This window comes from Janthinobacterium sp. SUN206 (genome assembly GCF_030587305.1).
GTDB classification, from domain to species: domain Bacteria; phylum Pseudomonadota; class Gammaproteobacteria; order Burkholderiales; family Burkholderiaceae_D; genus Janthinobacterium; species Janthinobacterium kumbetense.
Genome location: NZ_JAPWIB010000001.1, coordinates 1,867,287 through 1,883,228, shown reverse-complemented (window position 1 = coordinate 1,883,228; position 15,942 = coordinate 1,867,287). Strand labels below are relative to the sequence as shown.

The window sequence follows — 15,942 nt, the reverse complement described above, 5'->3', positions numbered from 1 at the left end:
CAATGGGATAATTTTTGCCGACTCAGGCCGCCTGGACAGGCTATACTTTCGCCTGCTTTTTATGGAGGAGCAAATCTTGTTCAAGACAATCGTATTACCAGTCGCCTTGCTGGGCGCGTTCGCCGGCGCACACGCTGACGAAGGGCAGTGGCAACCACACCAATTGCCGCAGCTGAAAGCCGAACTGAAACGGGTCGGCATCGACATTCCTGCAGAAAAACTGGCCGACCTGAGCAAGCACCCGATGAGCGCCATCGTGTCGCTGGGCGGCTGCTCGGCCGCCTTCGTCTCCGACGCCGGCCTGGTGGTGACGAACCACCACTGCGCGTATGGCGCCGTGCAGCGCAATTCCACGCCGGAACACAATTACATCACCGACGGCTTCCTGGCCAAGACTCGTGCTAGCGAGCTGCCGGGCGGTCCGAACAGCCTCGTGTATGTGACGGACAAGGTGGAAAACGTCAGCGACCGCGTGCTGAAAGGCTTGACGGCCGACATGAGCGGCCGCGCGCGCCACGAAGCCGTGGAAAAGCGCATCAAGGACCTGATCGCCGAATGCGAAACGGACAAGATGTACCGCTGCTCCGTGCCCGCCTTCCACCGCGGCCTCGAGTACTACCGCATCCGCCAGATGATGATACGCGACGTGCGCCTCGTGTACGCGCCATCGGACAAGATCGGCAACTTCGGCGGCGATACCGACAACTACGAGTGGCCGCGCCACACGGGCGATTACTCGTTCCTGCGCGCCTACGTGGGCAAGGATGGCCGTCCGGCCGACCCGTCGCCCGACAACGTGCCGTACCAATCGAAGGATTTCCTGGTGGTGTCGGCCGAAGGCTTGAAAGCCGGTGACGGCATCTTGCTGGCGGGCTACCCCGGCCGCACCAGCCGCTACAAGCTGCCGGCGGAAATCCGCTTCGCGCGCGATACGGCCTTCCCCCTGAAAGTATCCGAACTGCAAGCGGATCTGGCCGTGATGGCCGACTCGACGAAGGGCGACGCTGCCGCTGCCGTGCGCTATGCGAGTGTGGTGAAAAGCATCAACAACGTGCTGAAGAAAACCCAGGGCTTGCTCGACGGTTTCGCCCGCAAGGACATCGCCGCCATCAAGGACGTGCAGGATGCCGAGTTCCGCGCCTGGTACGCGAAACAGCCGAACGTGTCGCCGACCCTGCTGGCCGAACTGGACGCGGCGATCGCCAGCGACATGGCCTTGAGCGAAGAAGAGTTCGCCTGGAGCGTGGCCACCAACAGCGACTTGCTGAAAAGCGCGCGCACCATCTACCGCCTGTCGCTGGAGCGCCAGAAAGCGGACGCCGAGCGCGAATCGGGCTTCCAGCAGCGCGACCTGGCCTTCATCAAGGCCCGCCTGGCCCGCCTGGAACAGTCGTATGTCAACAAGGTTGACCAGGCGCGTTTTGAAGCCGGTCTGAAGCGTTACGCGCAACTGGCGGCGAAGAGCCATCCGCAAGGCCTGGACGCGCTGCTGCCGGCGCCAGGCGCCGTGGCGGCCCTGTATCAGCAGACGCAACTGGCTGACACGGCCAAGCGCCTGGCCTGGCTGGAAAAGGACCAGGCCGCTGTTGCCCAGTCCGATGACGCTTTCATGGCGCTGGCCATCAAGCTGCAGCCCGTCGAGGCGGCGCTGGAAGAGCGCCGCAAGGAAATCGACGGCAACCTGGAACGCGTGATTCCGCAATACATGCAAGCCGTGATTGCCTGGAAGAAATCGCAAGGCAAGCCGGTCTATCCTGACGCCAACTCGACCCTGCGCGTCACGTATGGCACGGTATCGCCGTACTCGCCGCGCGATGGCATCACCAAGGGGCCGTTCACGACCGTGGAAGGCATCGTCGAGAAAGTCACGGGCAAGGCTCCGTTCGAAGCGCCGCAAGGCTTGATTGACGCCGTCAAGCAAAAACGCTACGGTCAGTTCCGCGACCCGGCACTGGGCACGGTGCCCGTCAACTTCCTCACCAGCGCCGACACCACGGGCGGCAATTCCGGCTCGGCCGTGATGAACAAGCGCGGCGAATTGATCGGCCTGAACTTCGATTCGACGTATGAATCGATCACCAAGGACTGGTACTTCGACACGGCCATCACGCGCGCCATCCACCTCGACATCCGCTACATGCTGTGGGTGATGAAGGAAGTGGACCACGCGGATAACTTGCTGCAGGAAATGACGATCAAGTATCCGAAGGCAGTGAAAGCTGCCAAGAAATAAGCTTCAGCTTGCGCTAGCGCAAAGCCGCATCCGCCGCAGGGCCGATGCGGCTTTTTTGCGGCCGCACCGTACGCGCGGCCGGCGCCTGCCGCATCGGTTGCGCCACGTATAATTCCGATCACTTTCCACTCTTATTTTTTCGACAGGCCCGCCATGCCCCCGACTCCCGCTTTACCACTTGATTGGCAGACATTTGAAACTGCCTACGACGTCGAAGAAACCTGCTTCAAGCTGGCCAGCGCGTCGCTGGCCTTGCTGGGCGCGTCCCCATTCAAGGACCAGGCATTTTCCGCCTTTGCCTTCAACGCCGTATCGTTCCCCTCCCTTTCGCTGAGCCTTGACACTGATCCCGCCAACCGGGAGCGCGATTACTATCCTCCGGACTGGTCGAACGAGTGCATCGAAGTCGACGTGCCGGAAATCGGCCAGCTGTGGGAGGAGGGCTATGCAAGGATCGAAGGCGCGCTGCTCGAGCTGATCGACGCTGCCGATGACGAACTGCTCGATGCCATCGAGGAGGGCTATCTGCACAGCCTGAGGAAAACCATGGTGCGGCTTGAAACGAGCCATGCGTTCGAGCAGATCAAGACCTGCCCGCGATTCTGGACCGTCGTCACGCAAATCGACGCGGATACGGAGGAGGAGGAGCGGCTGCTCGACCAGGTGCGCCAGGGTCTGCCGGCGTGAGCCTCCGCCGCTATTGCAAGCCGCGCGCTATAGCAGGGCTTGCCAGCGCCTGACTTCCGCGTCCGTCAGCATCGGCCCCCAGCCGCCACGCAGCGCCGCATCGTGCTGCACATAGTGCGCAAGCGGCGGCGCCGCCACGCCATGCCTGGCACAGATTTCAAGCACGGCTTCCAGCTGGCGCCGGCTTGCCGCAAGGTCATCGCCATGCCAGGTACAGGCGCTCGTTTCCAGCACATGCCCGACAAGTTGCTCCAGCGCGCCGAGCAGGTGCCCGGGCAGCGCCATGCGCAGGTCGTCCGGCCAGGGATCGCCCATGCCCGTCACTGCCAGGCCAGCAAAGCCGCGCTCCCAGGTGGCAAAATCCCCAGGCGCGAGCTGCGCCACCTTCCACACGTGGCCGGCGAACGCGGACAGCGCGGGGTGGTGCAGGGCATGCTGCCGGCAAAAGCGTTGCAGGCACGTGAGCGCAAGGCATTGCCTGGCAATCACGGAGAGCGTGTCTATCGATATGTCATGCATGAATCATCAGTTCCTGAAGGTGGCACTTGCCGATAAGCGAGTCAATTTGGCTTTATTGCGGTTGTCCCGCCTGGCAAGGCAGCTGCCGCAGCGCCTCCACGGGCAACTGAAAAAAGCGCGGCACCATGGCGGGCGACAGCTCGTCGCCGCCGTCCGCCATGGCCAGGCGGCCACTCAGCAGCAGCATCACGTAGCCGTGGCCCAGCGACCAGCCGGCGCTGGCGGCGGCCTTGTCCCAGCGCGCATCGAGGCCCGCTTCGCGCACGGCCGCGCCGGCCGTCTGCAGCACGTACTGGAAGCACGCCTGCGCCGCGTCCTGCAAGGCGGGGAACTGGCGCACGTCCTGGTGTTCGAACATCAGCCGGTAATGGGCCGGCGCGGCCAGGGCGAATTCGATGTATTGCTGGCCCAGCAGCTGAAAACGCTGTTCGGAAGGCAGGCTGCCCTGCGGCGGCAGTTCGGCTTCCCATTTGGCGATCAGGCTGGCGAAGCCGGCCGCCGCCACGTCGGCCAGCAAGGCTTCCTTGCTGGGAAAGTGGCGGTACACGGCGGCGATCGACACGCCCACCGTGCGCGCCAGTTCGCGCAGGGAAAGGGCGGCGTCGTGCTGTTGCGCCAGTTGCGCGATGGTGGCGGCGACCAGGGTGTCGCGCAGGTTGCCATGGTGATAATTGCTGTTCGTGCTCATGTTATGTTATCGCTGTTCACATTGTCGTGTATGATGGCCATGTTATCACTGAACACATGGAGAGCACATGCAAGAGATGAACAATGCGGTACGCGCCGTGGCCTTGCCGCCGGGCGCCAGCATCGCCCCCTTGTACCCGGGCAGCCACTTGGCCGACGCGTATGCCGTCGAGTTGCCGACTGCGCAGGCGCGCCAGATGGACATGGAAAGCCTGGCGCGCGTGCTGCTGGGCAGCCAGCCGGGCTGGGCGCGCAAGCTGATGGTGGTGCGCGACGCCATCGTGGCGCGTTTCGGCATCCGGACGGCCAGGCAGATGGAAGCCAGGCCTGGCAAGCGCATCGGCATCTTCCGCATCTTTGCCGTCAGCGACGATGAAATCATCGTGGGCGAGGATGACAGCCACCTGGATTTCCGTTTGTCGGTGCTGCGCAACCGCGACGCGGGGCGGCATGGCAGCGTGACCATGTCCAGCGTCGTGCATTGCCATAATCGGGTGGGGCGCGCCTACATCCTGGTGATCCGGCCCTTCCACAAGCTGATCGTGCAGCGCTCGCTGGCGCGCGCCGTCAAGGGCGGCTTTGCCTGAGCGGGGGAGGGGGCTGGCGGTGCGGGCAATCTTGCTTATTCATGGCTGGTATTGCATACTGCACCACCAGCCTCATCACGATTCCCATGAACGATACGCTTCTCCTGCTGGGTTTTGCCACCACGCCGCTTGAACTGATTTCCTTTGTCCTGGCATTGACAACCGTTGCGCTGAACATCCGCCAGAATCACTGGGCGTGGCTGTTCGCCATCATTTCCTCGGCCGCCTACGGTTTCGTGTTTTTCGAATCGCGCCTGTATGGCGACATGGCCTTGCAACTGCTGTTCATCAGCGTCTCGTTCTGGGGCTGGTACCAGTGGCTGCATCCGGCCAGCGGCGGCAAGACCCTGCCCGTGACGCGCCTCGACGGCCGCGGCTGGCTGGCATGCGCCGTCGGCTGGCTGGTGGGCTTCCTGCTCATCGCCTGGCTGCTGACGACGACGGACACGGACGTGCCCCATGCGGACGGTTTCCTCACGGCAGGCAGCCTGGTGGGACAATTCCTGCTGTCGCGCAAGAAACTGGAAAACTGGATCGCCTGGATCATCGTCGACGTGCTGTACGTGTGGCTGTATGTGCACAAGGGCCTGACCCTGACGGCCGTGCTGTATGCGTTCTTCGTCGTGATGGCCGTCATCGGCTTGCTGGCGTGGCGAAAGTCGGCTCCGGCCGCGCCGAGCGCGATGGTCCTCAAGTGATGGAGCGTTGCGTGCGCGTGGCCATCCTGGGCGCGGAATCGTCGGGCAAGTCGACCCTGGCGGCGGCCCTGGCCGAGCGCTATGGCAGCGTCTGGGTGCCCGAGTATTTACGCGAGTTTGTGGAAACGCAAGGCAGGGTGCCCGTGGCGGCGGATCAGTATGGTATTGCGCGTACGCAAGTCGAACGCGAAGCGGCCGCTGCCGCCCAAGCCCGCCACTTCCTGTTTTGCGACACGACGCCCTTGATGACGGTGGTGTACAGCCGCCATTATTTTCACGGTGCAGATGCGCAACTGGCGGCGCTGGCCGATGCCACGCAGTACGATCTGACCCTGGTCACGGCACCCGACAGCCCCTGGGTGGCCGATGGCTTGCAGCGCGAGTCGGAAGCCGTGCGCCAATTGATCTACCGCTACCTGCTCGATGAGCTCGACGCGCGCGGCATCGTCTACCACGTGCTACGCGACAGCCTGGAGGCGCGCCTGGAACAGGCGGCGCCTTTGCTGCAGCAGGCGCTCGCTGCGGCGCCTGTCATTTCCCTCAATTAGAAGTCAAACTGCGCCGAGACCTTGAACGTGCGGCTGGCGCCCGGATACAGATAGCCATCCGATTCCGGCGTCACGTCGCGCCAGTAGAACTTGTCGGCCACGTTGTTGACGGTGGCGCGCAGCACGGCGCGCGTGCCGGCGATGCGCGTGGCGTACGCGGCGCCCAGGTTGAACACGTTGTATGACGGCACGAAGGTCGTGTTGCTGTACTCAAACGCTTTCTTGCCCGCATACTCCCAGCTGCCATTCACGCTCAAGCCCGCCACCTGTTGCACGGCGTAATCCGCATGCACGGCCGCCTTGAAGGCCGGCACGTTGGGCACGCGCTTGCCGTCGAGGTCGGCATTGCCCGTGCCTGACTGCTGGCTGTTCAGGGCCGTCACGGACGCGCCCAGGCTCAGGCTGGACGATGCCTTGCCCTGGGCCGACAATTCCAGCCCCCGGTGCTGGGCCTGGCCTTCGCGCACGAAGTTATAGGCGGTGTTGTCGACGTACTGGTTGAATTCCAGGCCCTTGCGGATCTGGAACAGGCTGGCCGCCAGCATGAAGTCCGGCGTCACATCCATCTTCACACCCAGTTCGACCTGCTTCGAGCGGCTGGGCGACAATTCCACGTTGGCATTGAGCGCCTTGCGGTCGGCCGTGCCGCCATGTTCCATGCCTTGCGAATAGGCCGCATACACGGAGAGATTGTCGAGCGGGGTGTAGACGAGCGAGACGTTGGGCAGCAGGAAATCGTGCTTGGCGCGGATTTCCGTATCGGCCTTGAGTACATACTGGTAGCCGTCGACATTGATATGGCGCAAGCCGCCATGCAGCTTCCAGTTCGGCGCCAGGCTGACGATGTCCTGCACGAAGACGGAGTTTTCCGTGTCCTTGCGCACCAGGCGTACGGGGCCTTGCACGCCCGTCGACATGTCGACGATCTGCGGGCGGTAGATGTTGCTCACGCCGGCCCAGTCGTACACGTACAGGCCGGCGCGGTCCTTGCGGCGGAAGGTCGAGACGCCGGCCGTGAATTCATGGCGCAGGGAACCGGTGGCGAACTTGCCCTGGATCATGGCTTGCGCGCTCAGCGGTTTTTTCGTCTCGCCCAGGCTGCGGTAGTCATACACGTCGAAGTCGCCATTGCCGCAGAAGCCGGGGTACAGGTCTTGCGCGCTGCAGCCATACGGGAAGGCCGTGTAGTCGTCGCGCTTGAACGAGTGCTGGTTGGCCGACAGGGTGGCATGCCAGTCGTCATTGAACGCGTACTGGAAGCGCAGGCCGAGATTGCTGGTGACGGTTTCCACGGGGCGCGTCCACGGCTGCAGGTTGAGCATGGCGTCGGCGCTGATGCCGGTCGGCAAGGTTTTATTGTTCAGCAGCTGGAAGCCGGGCGCCGTGGCCTGCGCCTTGTCCTGGTAGTCGGCATCGATTTGCAGCAGGGCTTGCGGCGAAATCTGCCAGTCGAAGGCGCCGGAAATGAACTTGCGGTTGCCGTCCGCGCCCTTGATGTAGGAGCGCAGGCGCTCGGCGGCCACGTTGACGCGGTAGCCGAAGCGCGTGTCTTCCAGGCGGCCGCCCAGGTCGATGGCGCCGTATACGGTGCCGCGCTCGCGCGTTTCCACGGTGACCGTGCGCAGCGGGGCGGCGGTGGGGCGCTTGACGATGAAGTCGATCACGCCGCCCGGCGCGGCCACGCCTGCCTGCAAGCCGGCCAGGCCCTTCAGCACTTCGATGCGTTCCTTGTTTTCCAGCGGGATTTGCGTGTCGCCAGGAATGGCCACGCCATCCTTGCGGTAGCTGGAATTGTTATCGAGCTTGAAGCCGCGGATGGAAAACTGTTCCGCATAGCCGACGGCGTTGTAGGCATCGTTGATGCTGGTGTCGAGCTTGACGGCATCGCTGAGATTGCGGATCTGCAAGTCCTGCATGTCTTTTTGCGAAATGACGGTGACGGATGCCGGCGTCTGCAGCAGCGGCGCGTCACTGAAGCCGCCCACGGAGGCGCGCTTGGCGGCCGGCGCCTTGCTGGCCGTGACGACGACTTCGGCCATGCTTTGCGCCTGCGGGTCGGCTGCGTCGGAAGCCAGGGCGGGCGCGGCAAACGCGTGCAGGATGGCCAGGGTCAATACAGAAACAGATAAATTCGGTGTGGACATAGATTGCTCGTGGTTCAAGCCGTCTCTGTAAAAAGAGCACGGCAGGCTGCTTGTTCGGCTGGCGCCAACGCAGGAGCTATCAAAGGAGGGAGGTACTTTGCGCTTTCCTTCGCTGGCATTATCCAGATCAGGTACGAAGGGTATCTCTCACCCGGATTACTGCTCCAGGACCCCTAGCGAAATGACAGCTTAGCATGAACCACGGCCAGCTGTCCCACCCGGCTGACCGTTTTACAACAGTGTGGCTGGAATTTGTAAACTGAGCTACAGACTGAGTTCCAGCACCTTGCGGCTGACGGCGGGCGTCACTTCGCGCTGTTCGCCCAGGGCCGTCATGCCGTGCGCTTCCAGGGCGGACACGACGGCGTCCACGCTGGCGTGGTTGAGGCCGTAGTCGGCCAGGCGCGTCTTGACGCCCATGTGGCGGAAGAAGAATTCCGTGCGCGCGATGGCGGCTTCGATGCGGCCATCCTCGTCGCCGCCGTCCAGGCCCCACACGCGGGCCGCGTATTGCAGCAGCTTGGCGCGCTTGGCTTGTTTGCGCACGCGCAACATGCTGGGCAGGATGATGGCCAGGGTTTGCGCATGGTCGAGCTCGTACAAGGCCGTCAATTCGTGGCCGATGGCGTGCGTGGACCAGTCCTGCGGCACGCCCACGCCGATCAGGCCGTTCAAGGCCAGGGTGGCGCTCCACATCACGTTGGCACGCACGTCGTAGTCGTCCGGGTGCGACAGGGCTTTCGGGCCTTCTTCGATCAGCGTCAATAAAATGCCTTCGGCGAAGCGGTCTTGCACGGACGCGTTCACAGGGTAGGTCAAATACTGTTCCATCACATGCGCAAACGCATCGACGACGCCATTGCCCACCTGGCGCAGCGGCAAGGTGAACGTCTTCGACGGGTCCAGCACGGAGAATTTAGGATATACCTTGCGGCTCATGAACGAGCGCTTTTCTTGCGTGGCCTTGCGCGTGATCACGGCCGAGCCATTCATTTCGGAACCCGTGGCCGGCAAGGTCAATACGGTGCCGAAGGGCAGGGCGGCTTCGACGATCTTGCCCCCTTTGGCCAGGATGTCCCAGGCCACGCCTTCGTGCAGGGCGGCCGCGGCGATGAACTTGGTGCCATCGACCACGGAACCGCCGCCGACGGCCAGCAGGAAATCGATGCGCTCGCTTTTCACCATGGCCACGGCCTGCATCAGGGTTTCATAGCTGGGATTGGGTTCGATGCCGGCAAATTCCAGCACCGTATGGCCGGCCAGCGCCGCCTTGACTTCATCGTAGACGCCGTTCTGCTTGATGCTGCCGCCGCCATACGTCATGAGCACTCTGGCCTGGGGCGGGATCAGCGCCGTGATGGCGGCGATCTGGCCCTGGCCGAAAAGGATTTGCGTCGGATTGTAAAAGTCGAAATTGAACATGGGGCTCCTGCCGCTGAGGTTTAGGCTGTTGCTGATCCATGATTATGGCCGAATGGGTGGAAACGTGCCGTGGACGCTTGAGCTTTTCGTCCGCGCGGTGGAGAATGCAGCCGATGTCACCACCACGCGAAAAGGAATGCGCATGACCACCGTCCCACTGGAAGAATCCGGCTTGCCGGCCACCGCGCTCGACATGCACCGCGCCATCGGCGCCACCATCGCCGCACTGCAGGCGCTGGACTTGAACAGCCAGCGTTTCGAGGCGTGCACGGACCCGGAACTGCGCCGCGTGCTCGCGCACGCGGGCGACACCAGCCGCAAGGAAGCGGCCATGCTGCTCGAATGGATGCGCCGCCGCGACGCGCGCCTGGACACGGCCATGAAGGAAGCGCTGTTCAAGGCGGGGCCGATTGTTGCCCAGTATCACTATGACGAGAAAATATTGTAACTATTGGTTTGTTGCTGTGGCGTACCATGCGCCACTTTCGCATCGCTTCGCGTAGACTGTGCCCCTAATTAAATTTAACGTCGGATAGCAGCGGCTGTCCGGTGTATTTCAGGGGGCTTCAAGAAATGAGATCATTACCATACCGAGAAGGCAGCTGGTTTGCCGTGCCCTTGCCGGGCGGCGGCTATGCCGTCGGCGTGGTGGCGCGCAGGGCGCCTGCCGGGCGCATCATGCTGGCGTATATGTTCGGGCCGAAGCGCGACAGCTTGCCCACGCTGGAAGAGCTGGAAGGCTTGCGCCCGGAACAGGCCGTGCGCCGCCTGCGCACGGGCGACATGGCCCTGCTCAACGAGCGCTGGCCCCTGCTGGGCGACAGCCGCCACTGGGAGCGCGACGCCTGGCCCATGCCGGCCTTTATCCGCCGCAATGAATCCTTGCAGCGCGCCTGGCGCGCCAGCTATGCGGATGCCGACCCTGCCAAGCTGAACCGCGAGGAATCGATTCCCTTCGATACGCCGGGCATGGAAAGCGATTCCCTGTACGGCTATGGGGCGACGGAATTGTTGATGAATAAATTGCTGGCGCAGGAACAGGCGTCCGCCTGAGCGGCAGGGAACGGCACAGCTGTACCGTTCCCGTTCGGTTATGCCGCTGGCAAGCTGATCTGAAACGCGAGGCCGCCGCCTTCGCGGTTGCGCACTTGCAATTCGGCGCCATGGCGCAGCAGTACGCGGTCGACGATGGCCAGACCTAAGCCTGCGCCATTGGCCTGACCACGCGCCGTGTCGAGGCGGGTGAACGGCTTCATCAGCTGCTCGATCTTTTCCGCCGGCACGCCCGTGCCGTGGTCCTGCACCTCGATGATCACCTTTTTCGCGCCGTGGCTGGTGCGCACCTGGCAGGCGATGTCGATTTCCGTCACGTCGCTGTCCGGCGTCTTGCCATAGCGGCGCGCATTCTCGATCAGGTTGTTCAGCACGCGGCGCAGGTCCGTGGGATTGCCCATCGCATGCGCGCCGTCGGCGATGCTGGCGTTGATCTTCACATCCGGCAGGCGCATCGCTTCGCGCGTCATGTCGTTGAGCAAACCGCTGAGGTCGACGTCGGTAAAGCTCGACGCCTCCGTCGGCCTGGCATAGTCGAGGAACTGGCCGATGATGGCGTCCATTTGCCCGATATCGGACTGGATGCCTTCGCGCGCCTCGTCCGACAGGTTCGCCATTTCCACTTCCAGCTGCATGCGCGCCAGCGGCGTGCGCAAGTCGTGCGAAATGCCCGCCAGGATCACGGCGCGGTCCGATTCCACCTGTTTCAGGTCGTCGACCATCTGGTTGAAGCTGCGGTTCGCCTCGATGATTTCGATCGGCCCCTTTTCCGGCAGCGGCGCCGGCTGCTTGCCCTTGGCGATGTCGCGCGCGGCCGCCGTCAAGCGCGACAGCGGCAGATTGATCAGGCTGGAAATGATGGCCGCGCCCAGCAGGGACAGCAGGGACACGAGGCTGGCCCAGCCCAGCCACTGGAAGCCCGTCAGGCCGCGCAGGCGCTCGCGGTCCAGCATCAGCCAGTACTCGTCGTCGTCGATCTTGAAGCTGACCCAGAAGCCGGCCACGCCGTTGACGCGCGCGGAAAAGCGCGTGTCCTTGCCCAGCTTGGCCTTCACCAGCGCCTCGATGTCGGGCATCAGGTAATTGTCGGGCGGCGGCTCGATGCGGTCGTCTTCTTCCAGCGAGAAGATGCGGATGCCTTCATTGCTGACGAGGTCGAACAGCAGCTCGCGCCGCAGTTCGGGCGCCGAGTGCGTCAAGGCCGCATGCGTGATGGTGACGACGGAAATGATCTGGGCGGAAATCTGCTGCGCCTGCGGCTCGCGCTGGATGAAGGAGATCATGCTGAACCACGCGATCATGCTGACCGTGGTCAAGGTGCCGAGCAGCAAAAAGGTGCGCCAGAACAAGCCGCTTTTCAGCCGCGCCAGGCTGATATCGGGAAAAAGCTTCATCATGCCTCGCCAGCGATCAGCGCGGCTGTCCGTCCGGGATGAAGACGTAGCCGAGGCCCCACACGGTCTGGATGAACAGCGGGCTCGACGGATCTGGCTCGATCAGCTTGCGCAGGCGCGAGATTTGCACGTCCAGGCTGCGGTCGAACACTTCGTATTCGCGGCCGCGCGCCAGTTCCATCAGTTTTTCGCGCGACAGGGGCTGGCGCGCATGGCGGGCAAACACTTTCAGCACGGAAAACTCGCCCGTGGTCAGGGGCACCGTTTCGCCATTCTTTTTCAGGGTACGCGTGCCCAGGTCCAGCACGAAGTCGCCGAATTCGAAGGTTTGCGGCGTTTCCGACGGCGCGCCCGGGATTTCATCGGGACCCTTGCGGCGCAGCACGGCGCCGATGCGGGCCACCAGCTCGCGCGGATTGAACGGTTTCGGCAGGTAATCGTCGGCACCCATTTCCAGGCCCACGATGCGGTCCACGTCTTCGCCCTTGGCCGTCAGCATGATGATCGGCGTCTGGTCGCCCGCGCCGCGCAGGCGGCGGCAGATCGACAGGCCGTCTTCGCCCGGCAGCATCAGGTCGAGCACCAGCAGGTCGTAGCGTTCGCGCAGCCACAGCTTGTTCATGGCCGTCGCGCTCTCTGCCGTAAAGACATTGAAACCCTGTTCGGTCAGGTAGCGGCGCAGCAGGTCGCGCAGGCGCACATCGTCATCGACCACCATGATTTTTGCCTGGTGGCCGTGGATCGATTGCGTTGGTGTGTTGCTGCCGGAAGTGGAGGTTGTGGTCATTTAGGGTGTCGTGTTATCTTATATTAGTTGCTATAGTAACGCCTCGCGCGGCGTCGGCAAGGGGCTGTGGCGACCCATTACAAAGTGTTACAAACTTTACCCAATTACTCTTACTGCACCGTGTAAAGCATCATACACTGGGGCCACAGTGGAAATCAGCTTTAAGTTTATACGGCATCGCGGAAGAGGAACTCAATGAATATCTTTACTAAAAAAATTCACGCCGCTCCCAGCGCAGCTATTGCCGCACGTACAACTGTGCTGTCCGCATTTGCCGTTTGCTCCGTGTTTGCCGCCAGCCTGGCGTCAGCGCAAAACCAGCCGCCGCCACGCCGTGACGACCAGCAGCAAATGCAGGCTCAGCGGTATGAACAGGTACAGCGCACCAGCAGCAATGATACGCGACTGCGCGAACAGCGTGACGCACGCAGTTTCGACACGCGCGCCGAAGAGCAGCGCCGCGCCAACGAAGGCGCCGACGCTTCGCGCCGCACGGGCCGCATGACGCCCGACGAACGGCGCGACCTGCGCCGCCAGATCAACGAAGTGGGCCAGGATATCTATTCCAACCCGCCGCGCCGCTAGGCAGCCATCCCCCCTCCGACAGGGCCATCTCGCAAGACATGGCCCTGTTTGCATCTGGTCGCATGCATTGTTGCTCAGTCAGGCACACGGCCCCGCCCCGTGATATTGTTCTAGTGCACGGAGGCAATTCTTTGAAATGGCTGCTGGGGGAGGCAAGGCGTGAGCGACGACGACACACCCGTTCCGGATGCGGTCCCCGCAGGCGGCTTGCCGCACGGCCTGGTCCAGCGCGACGAGGGCGTGTTCCTGGACCTGTCGCTGGCGCCGGCGCAGCTGCGCGCCGCCGTCGACCAGCTGTTCCAGTCGGGGCAGTTGCTGGCGGGTCTCGATTACGGTTTGTTCCTGCTGACCCTGTTCCATGCCCCCGCACCCCGCGCCGCGCCCAAGGGCGACGCCTTGCTGCGCATCGCCGTGCGCGTGGCGCCATTCCCGCCCCAGCGCCGCGCCCTGTATAAACAGGTCAAGATCCGGGGCGACAGCGCCGAGTTTTATTTTGAAACCTTGCCTGCCGACGCGGATGGCCAGGCGCCGGCGCGCCGCGAGTTTGACGAGCTGGTGGCTGACTTGTGGTGCAAGGGCGTGCACTACGGCATCGATAGCGTGGCCGTGCGCGCCATGCTCGCCAGCGGCAAGGCCGAGCGCATCACGGTGGCGCGGGTGCTGCCGCCGCAGCCGGGGCGCGACGCCCAGCTGGTCGAAGTGTCGCAAGGCATCCACCGCGACGATGCGCCGCGCGAACGCTCCGATGGCCGCCTGGATTTGCTCAGCTTCAAGAACCGCTTCCCGCAAGTGAAAAAGCACGCGCGCCTGCTGCGCCTGCTGCCGGGCACGCCCGGCTTGCCTGGCTATGACCTGGCCGGCAAGGCGCTGCCGCCGCCCGCGCCGCTGGAGCTGGACCTGGCTGCGGTGGCGGGGCCAGGCACGTCGGTCGAGTATTTCAGCGATGGCGCTTTCGTCGTCGCCACCATGGATGGCTATGTGAATGTTGATGAGCACGGCAAGATGTCGATCGAAAACAAGATCGTCAGCCGCGAAGGCGTCAGCAGCCGCACCACGGGCAATCTGAAGCTGCGCGCCGCCTACGAGGAGTACGGCGAAGTGCAGGAGCAGCGCCAGCTCGACGGCAGCGACATCACCATCCATGGCGACGTGTATGGCCATCTGCACTCGCATGGCGGGTTGATATGGCTCAAGCGCAACCTGGTGGGCGGCACGGCCTTCAACGAACACGGCGACGTGCGCGTCGAGGGCGTCGCCTCCGGTTCCGTGCTGCAGGCGCTGAGCGGCGAAGTGCACGTGAAGCGGGCCGAAAGCTGCGTCATCGCCGGCACGCGCGTGGTGATCGACAGCGCCAGCAATTGCGAGATCATCGCCGACGAGGTCGTCATCGAACTGGCCGAAGGCTGCGCCGTGGCGGCGCGCACCATCCGCATCGGCAGCGCCGGTCCCCGCAGGCAGGTGGAAATGCTGCTGTTCCCCCTCGTGCCCGACTTGAGCGCGCTGGAGCAAAAGATCGGGGAAAGCCTGGCGAAGGCGGCGCAATTCCTGCAGGTGCAGCACAAGCGCCAGCAGGAAATCGATGCCATCGCGCAATTGCCCGAGGTGCGCAACTACCTGACCCTGGCGGGCCAGCTGCGGCGCGGCGAATTGCAGCTGCAGCCAACGCAGCAGCTGCAGTACGACAAGCTGGCCGCGCGCATCGCTCCCGTGCTGAAGGAGGTGGCGCGGCTGCGCGTGGAAGTGAAACAGTCGGAAATCCTGCACGCGCAGATGCTGGCGCTGGTGGAACAATTGCGCCAGGAGCGGCAGGCGACGGCGGGCCAGTCGCGCTGCACCCTGGGCCTCGTCGATGGCGAGACGACGGTGCGCGCCCTCGTCGTGCCGCCCGGACCGGCCAAGGTCTACGACCGGCCGCCGAAGGAAATCAAGGCCTTGCTGCGCAGCGCCACGCCGGCCACGCAGCCCGTGTTCGCGGACAGCACGGGCAGCCTGGACTGGACCTACCAGCCGCCACTCTGATCAGTCGATAACTTTGCCGCGGGATTGCTTGAGGACGCTGTGCGTGCTCTTGCTGTCGAGGCGGCGCCGCTGCGAGCTGCGCGTGGGCTTGGTGGCGCGGCGCACGGCGGGCAGGAAAGTCACGCTGTCGATGATTTCCTGCAAGCGCCGCAATGCCTCTTCCTTGTTCTGCTCCTGGCTGCGCGACTGCTGCGCCTTGAGCACCAGCACGCCATCCTTGCTGATGCGGCTGTCGCGCAGGGCCAGCAGCCGTTCCTTGTACGCTTCCGGCAGCGACGAGGCGGCGATGGGGAAGCGCAAATGGATGGCGCTGGACACCTTGTTGACGTTCTGCCCGCCCGGGCCCTGGGCGCGGATGGCGGAAAATTCAACTTCAGCGGGGTTGACGAGGTGTTGCATGGCCTGCCTGTTGGGGGATGATGTGGGTATTGTAAGGGAAGATGGCTGCGCCGGCGCAAGGCGGGGCGCCGAGGTCAGGCTGGCCTTCCGGGAAAGTTGAGTTTTCTCAACGCCGCCTGCGGCGATGCTGGTTAGCATGGGGCCAACGTTGCGCCACTGCGCATCCTGGCAGCGCTTACC

General features: G+C 63.7%; 16 protein-coding genes and 1 riboswitch. Of the genes, 9 read left to right on the top strand and 7 right to left on the bottom strand.

Translation table 11 applies throughout. The features are described 5' to 3' along the window. Positions 1 to 76: 76 nt before the first annotated feature. Both O3300_RS08480 and O3300_RS08475 read left to right on the top strand, forming a co-directional pair. Complete coding sequence (locus tag O3300_RS08480; protein WP_369812267.1) at positions 77 to 2,233, top strand: S46 family peptidase; 2,157 nt, start codon at positions 77 to 79, stop codon at positions 2,231 to 2,233. Between the two features lie 153 nt (positions 2,234 to 2,386). Further along, a complete protein-coding gene (locus O3300_RS08475) occupies positions 2,387 to 2,920 on the top strand; it encodes a hypothetical protein (RefSeq protein WP_305052692.1) in 534 nt (177 codons plus the stop codon). Between the two features lie 27 nt (positions 2,921 to 2,947). Here the strand turns inward: O3300_RS08475 and O3300_RS08470 are convergent, their stop codons facing one another. Beyond that, positions 2,948 to 3,439: a hypothetical protein gene (locus tag O3300_RS08470; protein ID WP_305052691.1), complete on the bottom strand. Its 492-nt coding sequence runs from the start codon at positions 3,437 to 3,439 to the stop codon at positions 2,948 to 2,950. 52 nt (positions 3,440 to 3,491) lie between these two features. After that, positions 3,492 to 4,127, bottom strand: a complete 636-nt coding sequence (locus O3300_RS08465) for a TetR/AcrR family transcriptional regulator (protein WP_251351636.1) — start codon at positions 4,125 to 4,127, stop codon at positions 3,492 to 3,494. A gap of 67 nt (positions 4,128 to 4,194) precedes the next feature. On the opposite strand from O3300_RS08465, the gene O3300_RS08460 reads away from it, so the two are divergent. The 3 genes from O3300_RS08460 to O3300_RS08450 all read left to right on the top strand — a co-directional run bounded on the left by O3300_RS08460 (position 4,195) and on the right by O3300_RS08450 (position 5,959). Then, complete coding sequence (locus O3300_RS08460) at positions 4,195 to 4,713, top strand: DUF2867 domain-containing protein (protein WP_289910771.1); 519 nt, start codon at positions 4,195 to 4,197, stop codon at positions 4,711 to 4,713. A gap of 86 nt (positions 4,714 to 4,799) precedes the next feature. Next, entirely contained in the window at positions 4,800 to 5,411 is a 612-nt protein-coding gene (gene pnuC / locus O3300_RS08455) for a nicotinamide riboside transporter PnuC (protein ID WP_099667198.1), read from the top strand. After that, positions 5,411 to 5,959: an ATP-binding protein gene (locus tag O3300_RS08450; protein ID WP_305053141.1), complete on the top strand. Its 549-nt coding sequence runs from the start codon at positions 5,411 to 5,413 to the stop codon at positions 5,957 to 5,959. The genes pnuC and O3300_RS08450 overlap by 1 nt, the downstream gene beginning before the upstream one ends. Here O3300_RS08450 and O3300_RS08445 read toward each other — a convergent pair. After that, positions 5,956 to 8,103 carry a TonB-dependent siderophore receptor gene (locus O3300_RS08445; RefSeq protein ID WP_305052690.1) on the bottom strand — a complete coding sequence of 716 codons (2,148 nt, stop codon included), beginning with the start codon at positions 8,101 to 8,103 and terminating at the stop codon, positions 5,956 to 5,958. The two genes, O3300_RS08450 and O3300_RS08445, sit on opposite strands and share 4 nt — an antisense overlap. An 87-nt stretch (positions 8,104 to 8,190) precedes the next feature. Continuing rightward, positions 8,191 to 8,288: riboswitch (TPP riboswitch) on the bottom strand. 79 nt (positions 8,289 to 8,367) lie between these two features. Further along, positions 8,368 to 9,525: an iron-containing alcohol dehydrogenase gene (locus tag O3300_RS08440; protein ID WP_099667201.1), complete on the bottom strand. Its 1,158-nt coding sequence runs from the start codon at positions 9,523 to 9,525 to the stop codon at positions 8,368 to 8,370. A 142-nt stretch (positions 9,526 to 9,667) separates the two neighbouring features. Between O3300_RS08440 and O3300_RS08435 the strand changes: the two genes are divergently transcribed. Together O3300_RS08435 and O3300_RS08430 are read left to right on the top strand one after the other, a co-directional pair. Continuing rightward, entirely contained in the window at positions 9,668 to 9,973 is a 306-nt protein-coding gene (locus tag O3300_RS08435; protein ID WP_034750230.1) for a hypothetical protein, read from the top strand. Positions 9,974 to 10,098: 125 nt separating this feature from the next. Continuing rightward, on the top strand, positions 10,099 to 10,578 hold the full coding sequence (locus tag O3300_RS08430) for an Imm26 family immunity protein (RefSeq protein WP_099667202.1): 480 nt from the start codon (positions 10,099 to 10,101) through the stop codon (positions 10,576 to 10,578). A gap of 38 nt (positions 10,579 to 10,616) precedes the next feature. Here the strand turns inward: O3300_RS08430 and O3300_RS08425 are convergent, their stop codons facing one another. Then, entirely contained in the window at positions 10,617 to 11,975 is a 1,359-nt protein-coding gene (locus tag O3300_RS08425) for a sensor histidine kinase (RefSeq protein ID WP_077406916.1), read from the bottom strand. A gap of 13 nt (positions 11,976 to 11,988) precedes the next feature. Next, positions 11,989 to 12,690 carry a two-component system response regulator OmpR gene (gene ompR, locus O3300_RS08420; protein WP_223278807.1) on the bottom strand — a complete coding sequence of 234 codons (702 nt, stop codon included), beginning with the start codon at positions 12,688 to 12,690 and terminating at the stop codon, positions 11,989 to 11,991. A gap of 264 nt (positions 12,691 to 12,954) precedes the next feature. Between ompR and O3300_RS08415 the strand changes: the two genes are divergently transcribed. Both O3300_RS08415 and O3300_RS08410 read left to right on the top strand, forming a co-directional pair. Then, on the top strand, positions 12,955 to 13,344 hold the full coding sequence (locus tag O3300_RS08415) for a hypothetical protein (RefSeq protein ID WP_099378341.1): 390 nt from the start codon (positions 12,955 to 12,957) through the stop codon (positions 13,342 to 13,344). Positions 13,345 to 13,503: 159 nt separating this feature from the next. After that, on the top strand, positions 13,504 to 15,363 hold the full coding sequence (locus O3300_RS08410) for a flagellar assembly protein A (protein WP_305052689.1): 1,860 nt from the start codon (positions 13,504 to 13,506) through the stop codon (positions 15,361 to 15,363). Here the strand turns inward: O3300_RS08410 and arfB are convergent, their stop codons facing one another. Beyond that, on the bottom strand, positions 15,364 to 15,762 hold the full coding sequence (gene arfB / locus O3300_RS08405; protein ID WP_034779396.1) for an alternative ribosome rescue aminoacyl-tRNA hydrolase ArfB: 399 nt from the start codon (positions 15,760 to 15,762) through the stop codon (positions 15,364 to 15,366). Positions 15,763 to 15,942: the final 180 nt, after the last annotated feature.

What these genes read in the sequence shown, in the direction of transcription:
- O3300_RS08430 (WP_099667202.1), top strand. Translation starts at nt 10,099, where the DNA reads ATGAGATCATTACCATACCGAGAAGGCAGCTGGTTTGCCGTGCCCTTG.
- O3300_RS08425 (WP_077406916.1), bottom strand. Translation starts at nt 11,975, where the DNA reads ATGATGAAGCTTTTTCCCGATATCAGCCTGGCGCGGCTGAAAAGCGGC.
- ompR (WP_223278807.1), bottom strand. Translation starts at nt 12,690, where the DNA reads ATGGTGGTCGATGACGATGTGCGCCTGCGCGACCTGCTGCGCCGCTAC.
- O3300_RS08415 (WP_099378341.1), top strand. Translation starts at nt 12,955, where the DNA reads ATGAATATCTTTACTAAAAAAATTCACGCCGCTCCCAGCGCAGCTATT.
- O3300_RS08440 (WP_099667201.1), bottom strand. Translation starts at nt 9,525, where the DNA reads ATGTTCAATTTCGACTTTTACAATCCGACGCAAATCCTTTTCGGCCAG.
- O3300_RS08445 (WP_305052690.1), bottom strand. Translation starts at nt 8,103, where the DNA reads ATGTCCACACCGAATTTATCTGTTTCTGTATTGACCCTGGCCATCCTG.
- O3300_RS08465 (WP_251351636.1), bottom strand. Translation starts at nt 4,127, where the DNA reads ATGAGCACGAACAGCAATTATCACCATGGCAACCTGCGCGACACCCTG.
- O3300_RS08460 (WP_289910771.1), top strand. Translation starts at nt 4,195, where the DNA reads ATGCAAGAGATGAACAATGCGGTACGCGCCGTGGCCTTGCCGCCGGGC.
- arfB (WP_034779396.1), bottom strand. Translation starts at nt 15,762, where the DNA reads ATGCAACACCTCGTCAACCCCGCTGAAGTTGAATTTTCCGCCATCCGC.
- O3300_RS08450 (WP_305053141.1), top strand. Translation starts at nt 5,411, where the DNA reads ATGGAGCGTTGCGTGCGCGTGGCCATCCTGGGCGCGGAATCGTCGGGC.
- pnuC (WP_099667198.1), top strand. Translation starts at nt 4,800, where the DNA reads ATGAACGATACGCTTCTCCTGCTGGGTTTTGCCACCACGCCGCTTGAA.
- O3300_RS08435 (WP_034750230.1), top strand. Translation starts at nt 9,668, where the DNA reads ATGACCACCGTCCCACTGGAAGAATCCGGCTTGCCGGCCACCGCGCTC.
- O3300_RS08475 (WP_305052692.1), top strand. Translation starts at nt 2,387, where the DNA reads ATGCCCCCGACTCCCGCTTTACCACTTGATTGGCAGACATTTGAAACT.
- O3300_RS08470 (WP_305052691.1), bottom strand. Translation starts at nt 3,439, where the DNA reads ATGCATGACATATCGATAGACACGCTCTCCGTGATTGCCAGGCAATGC.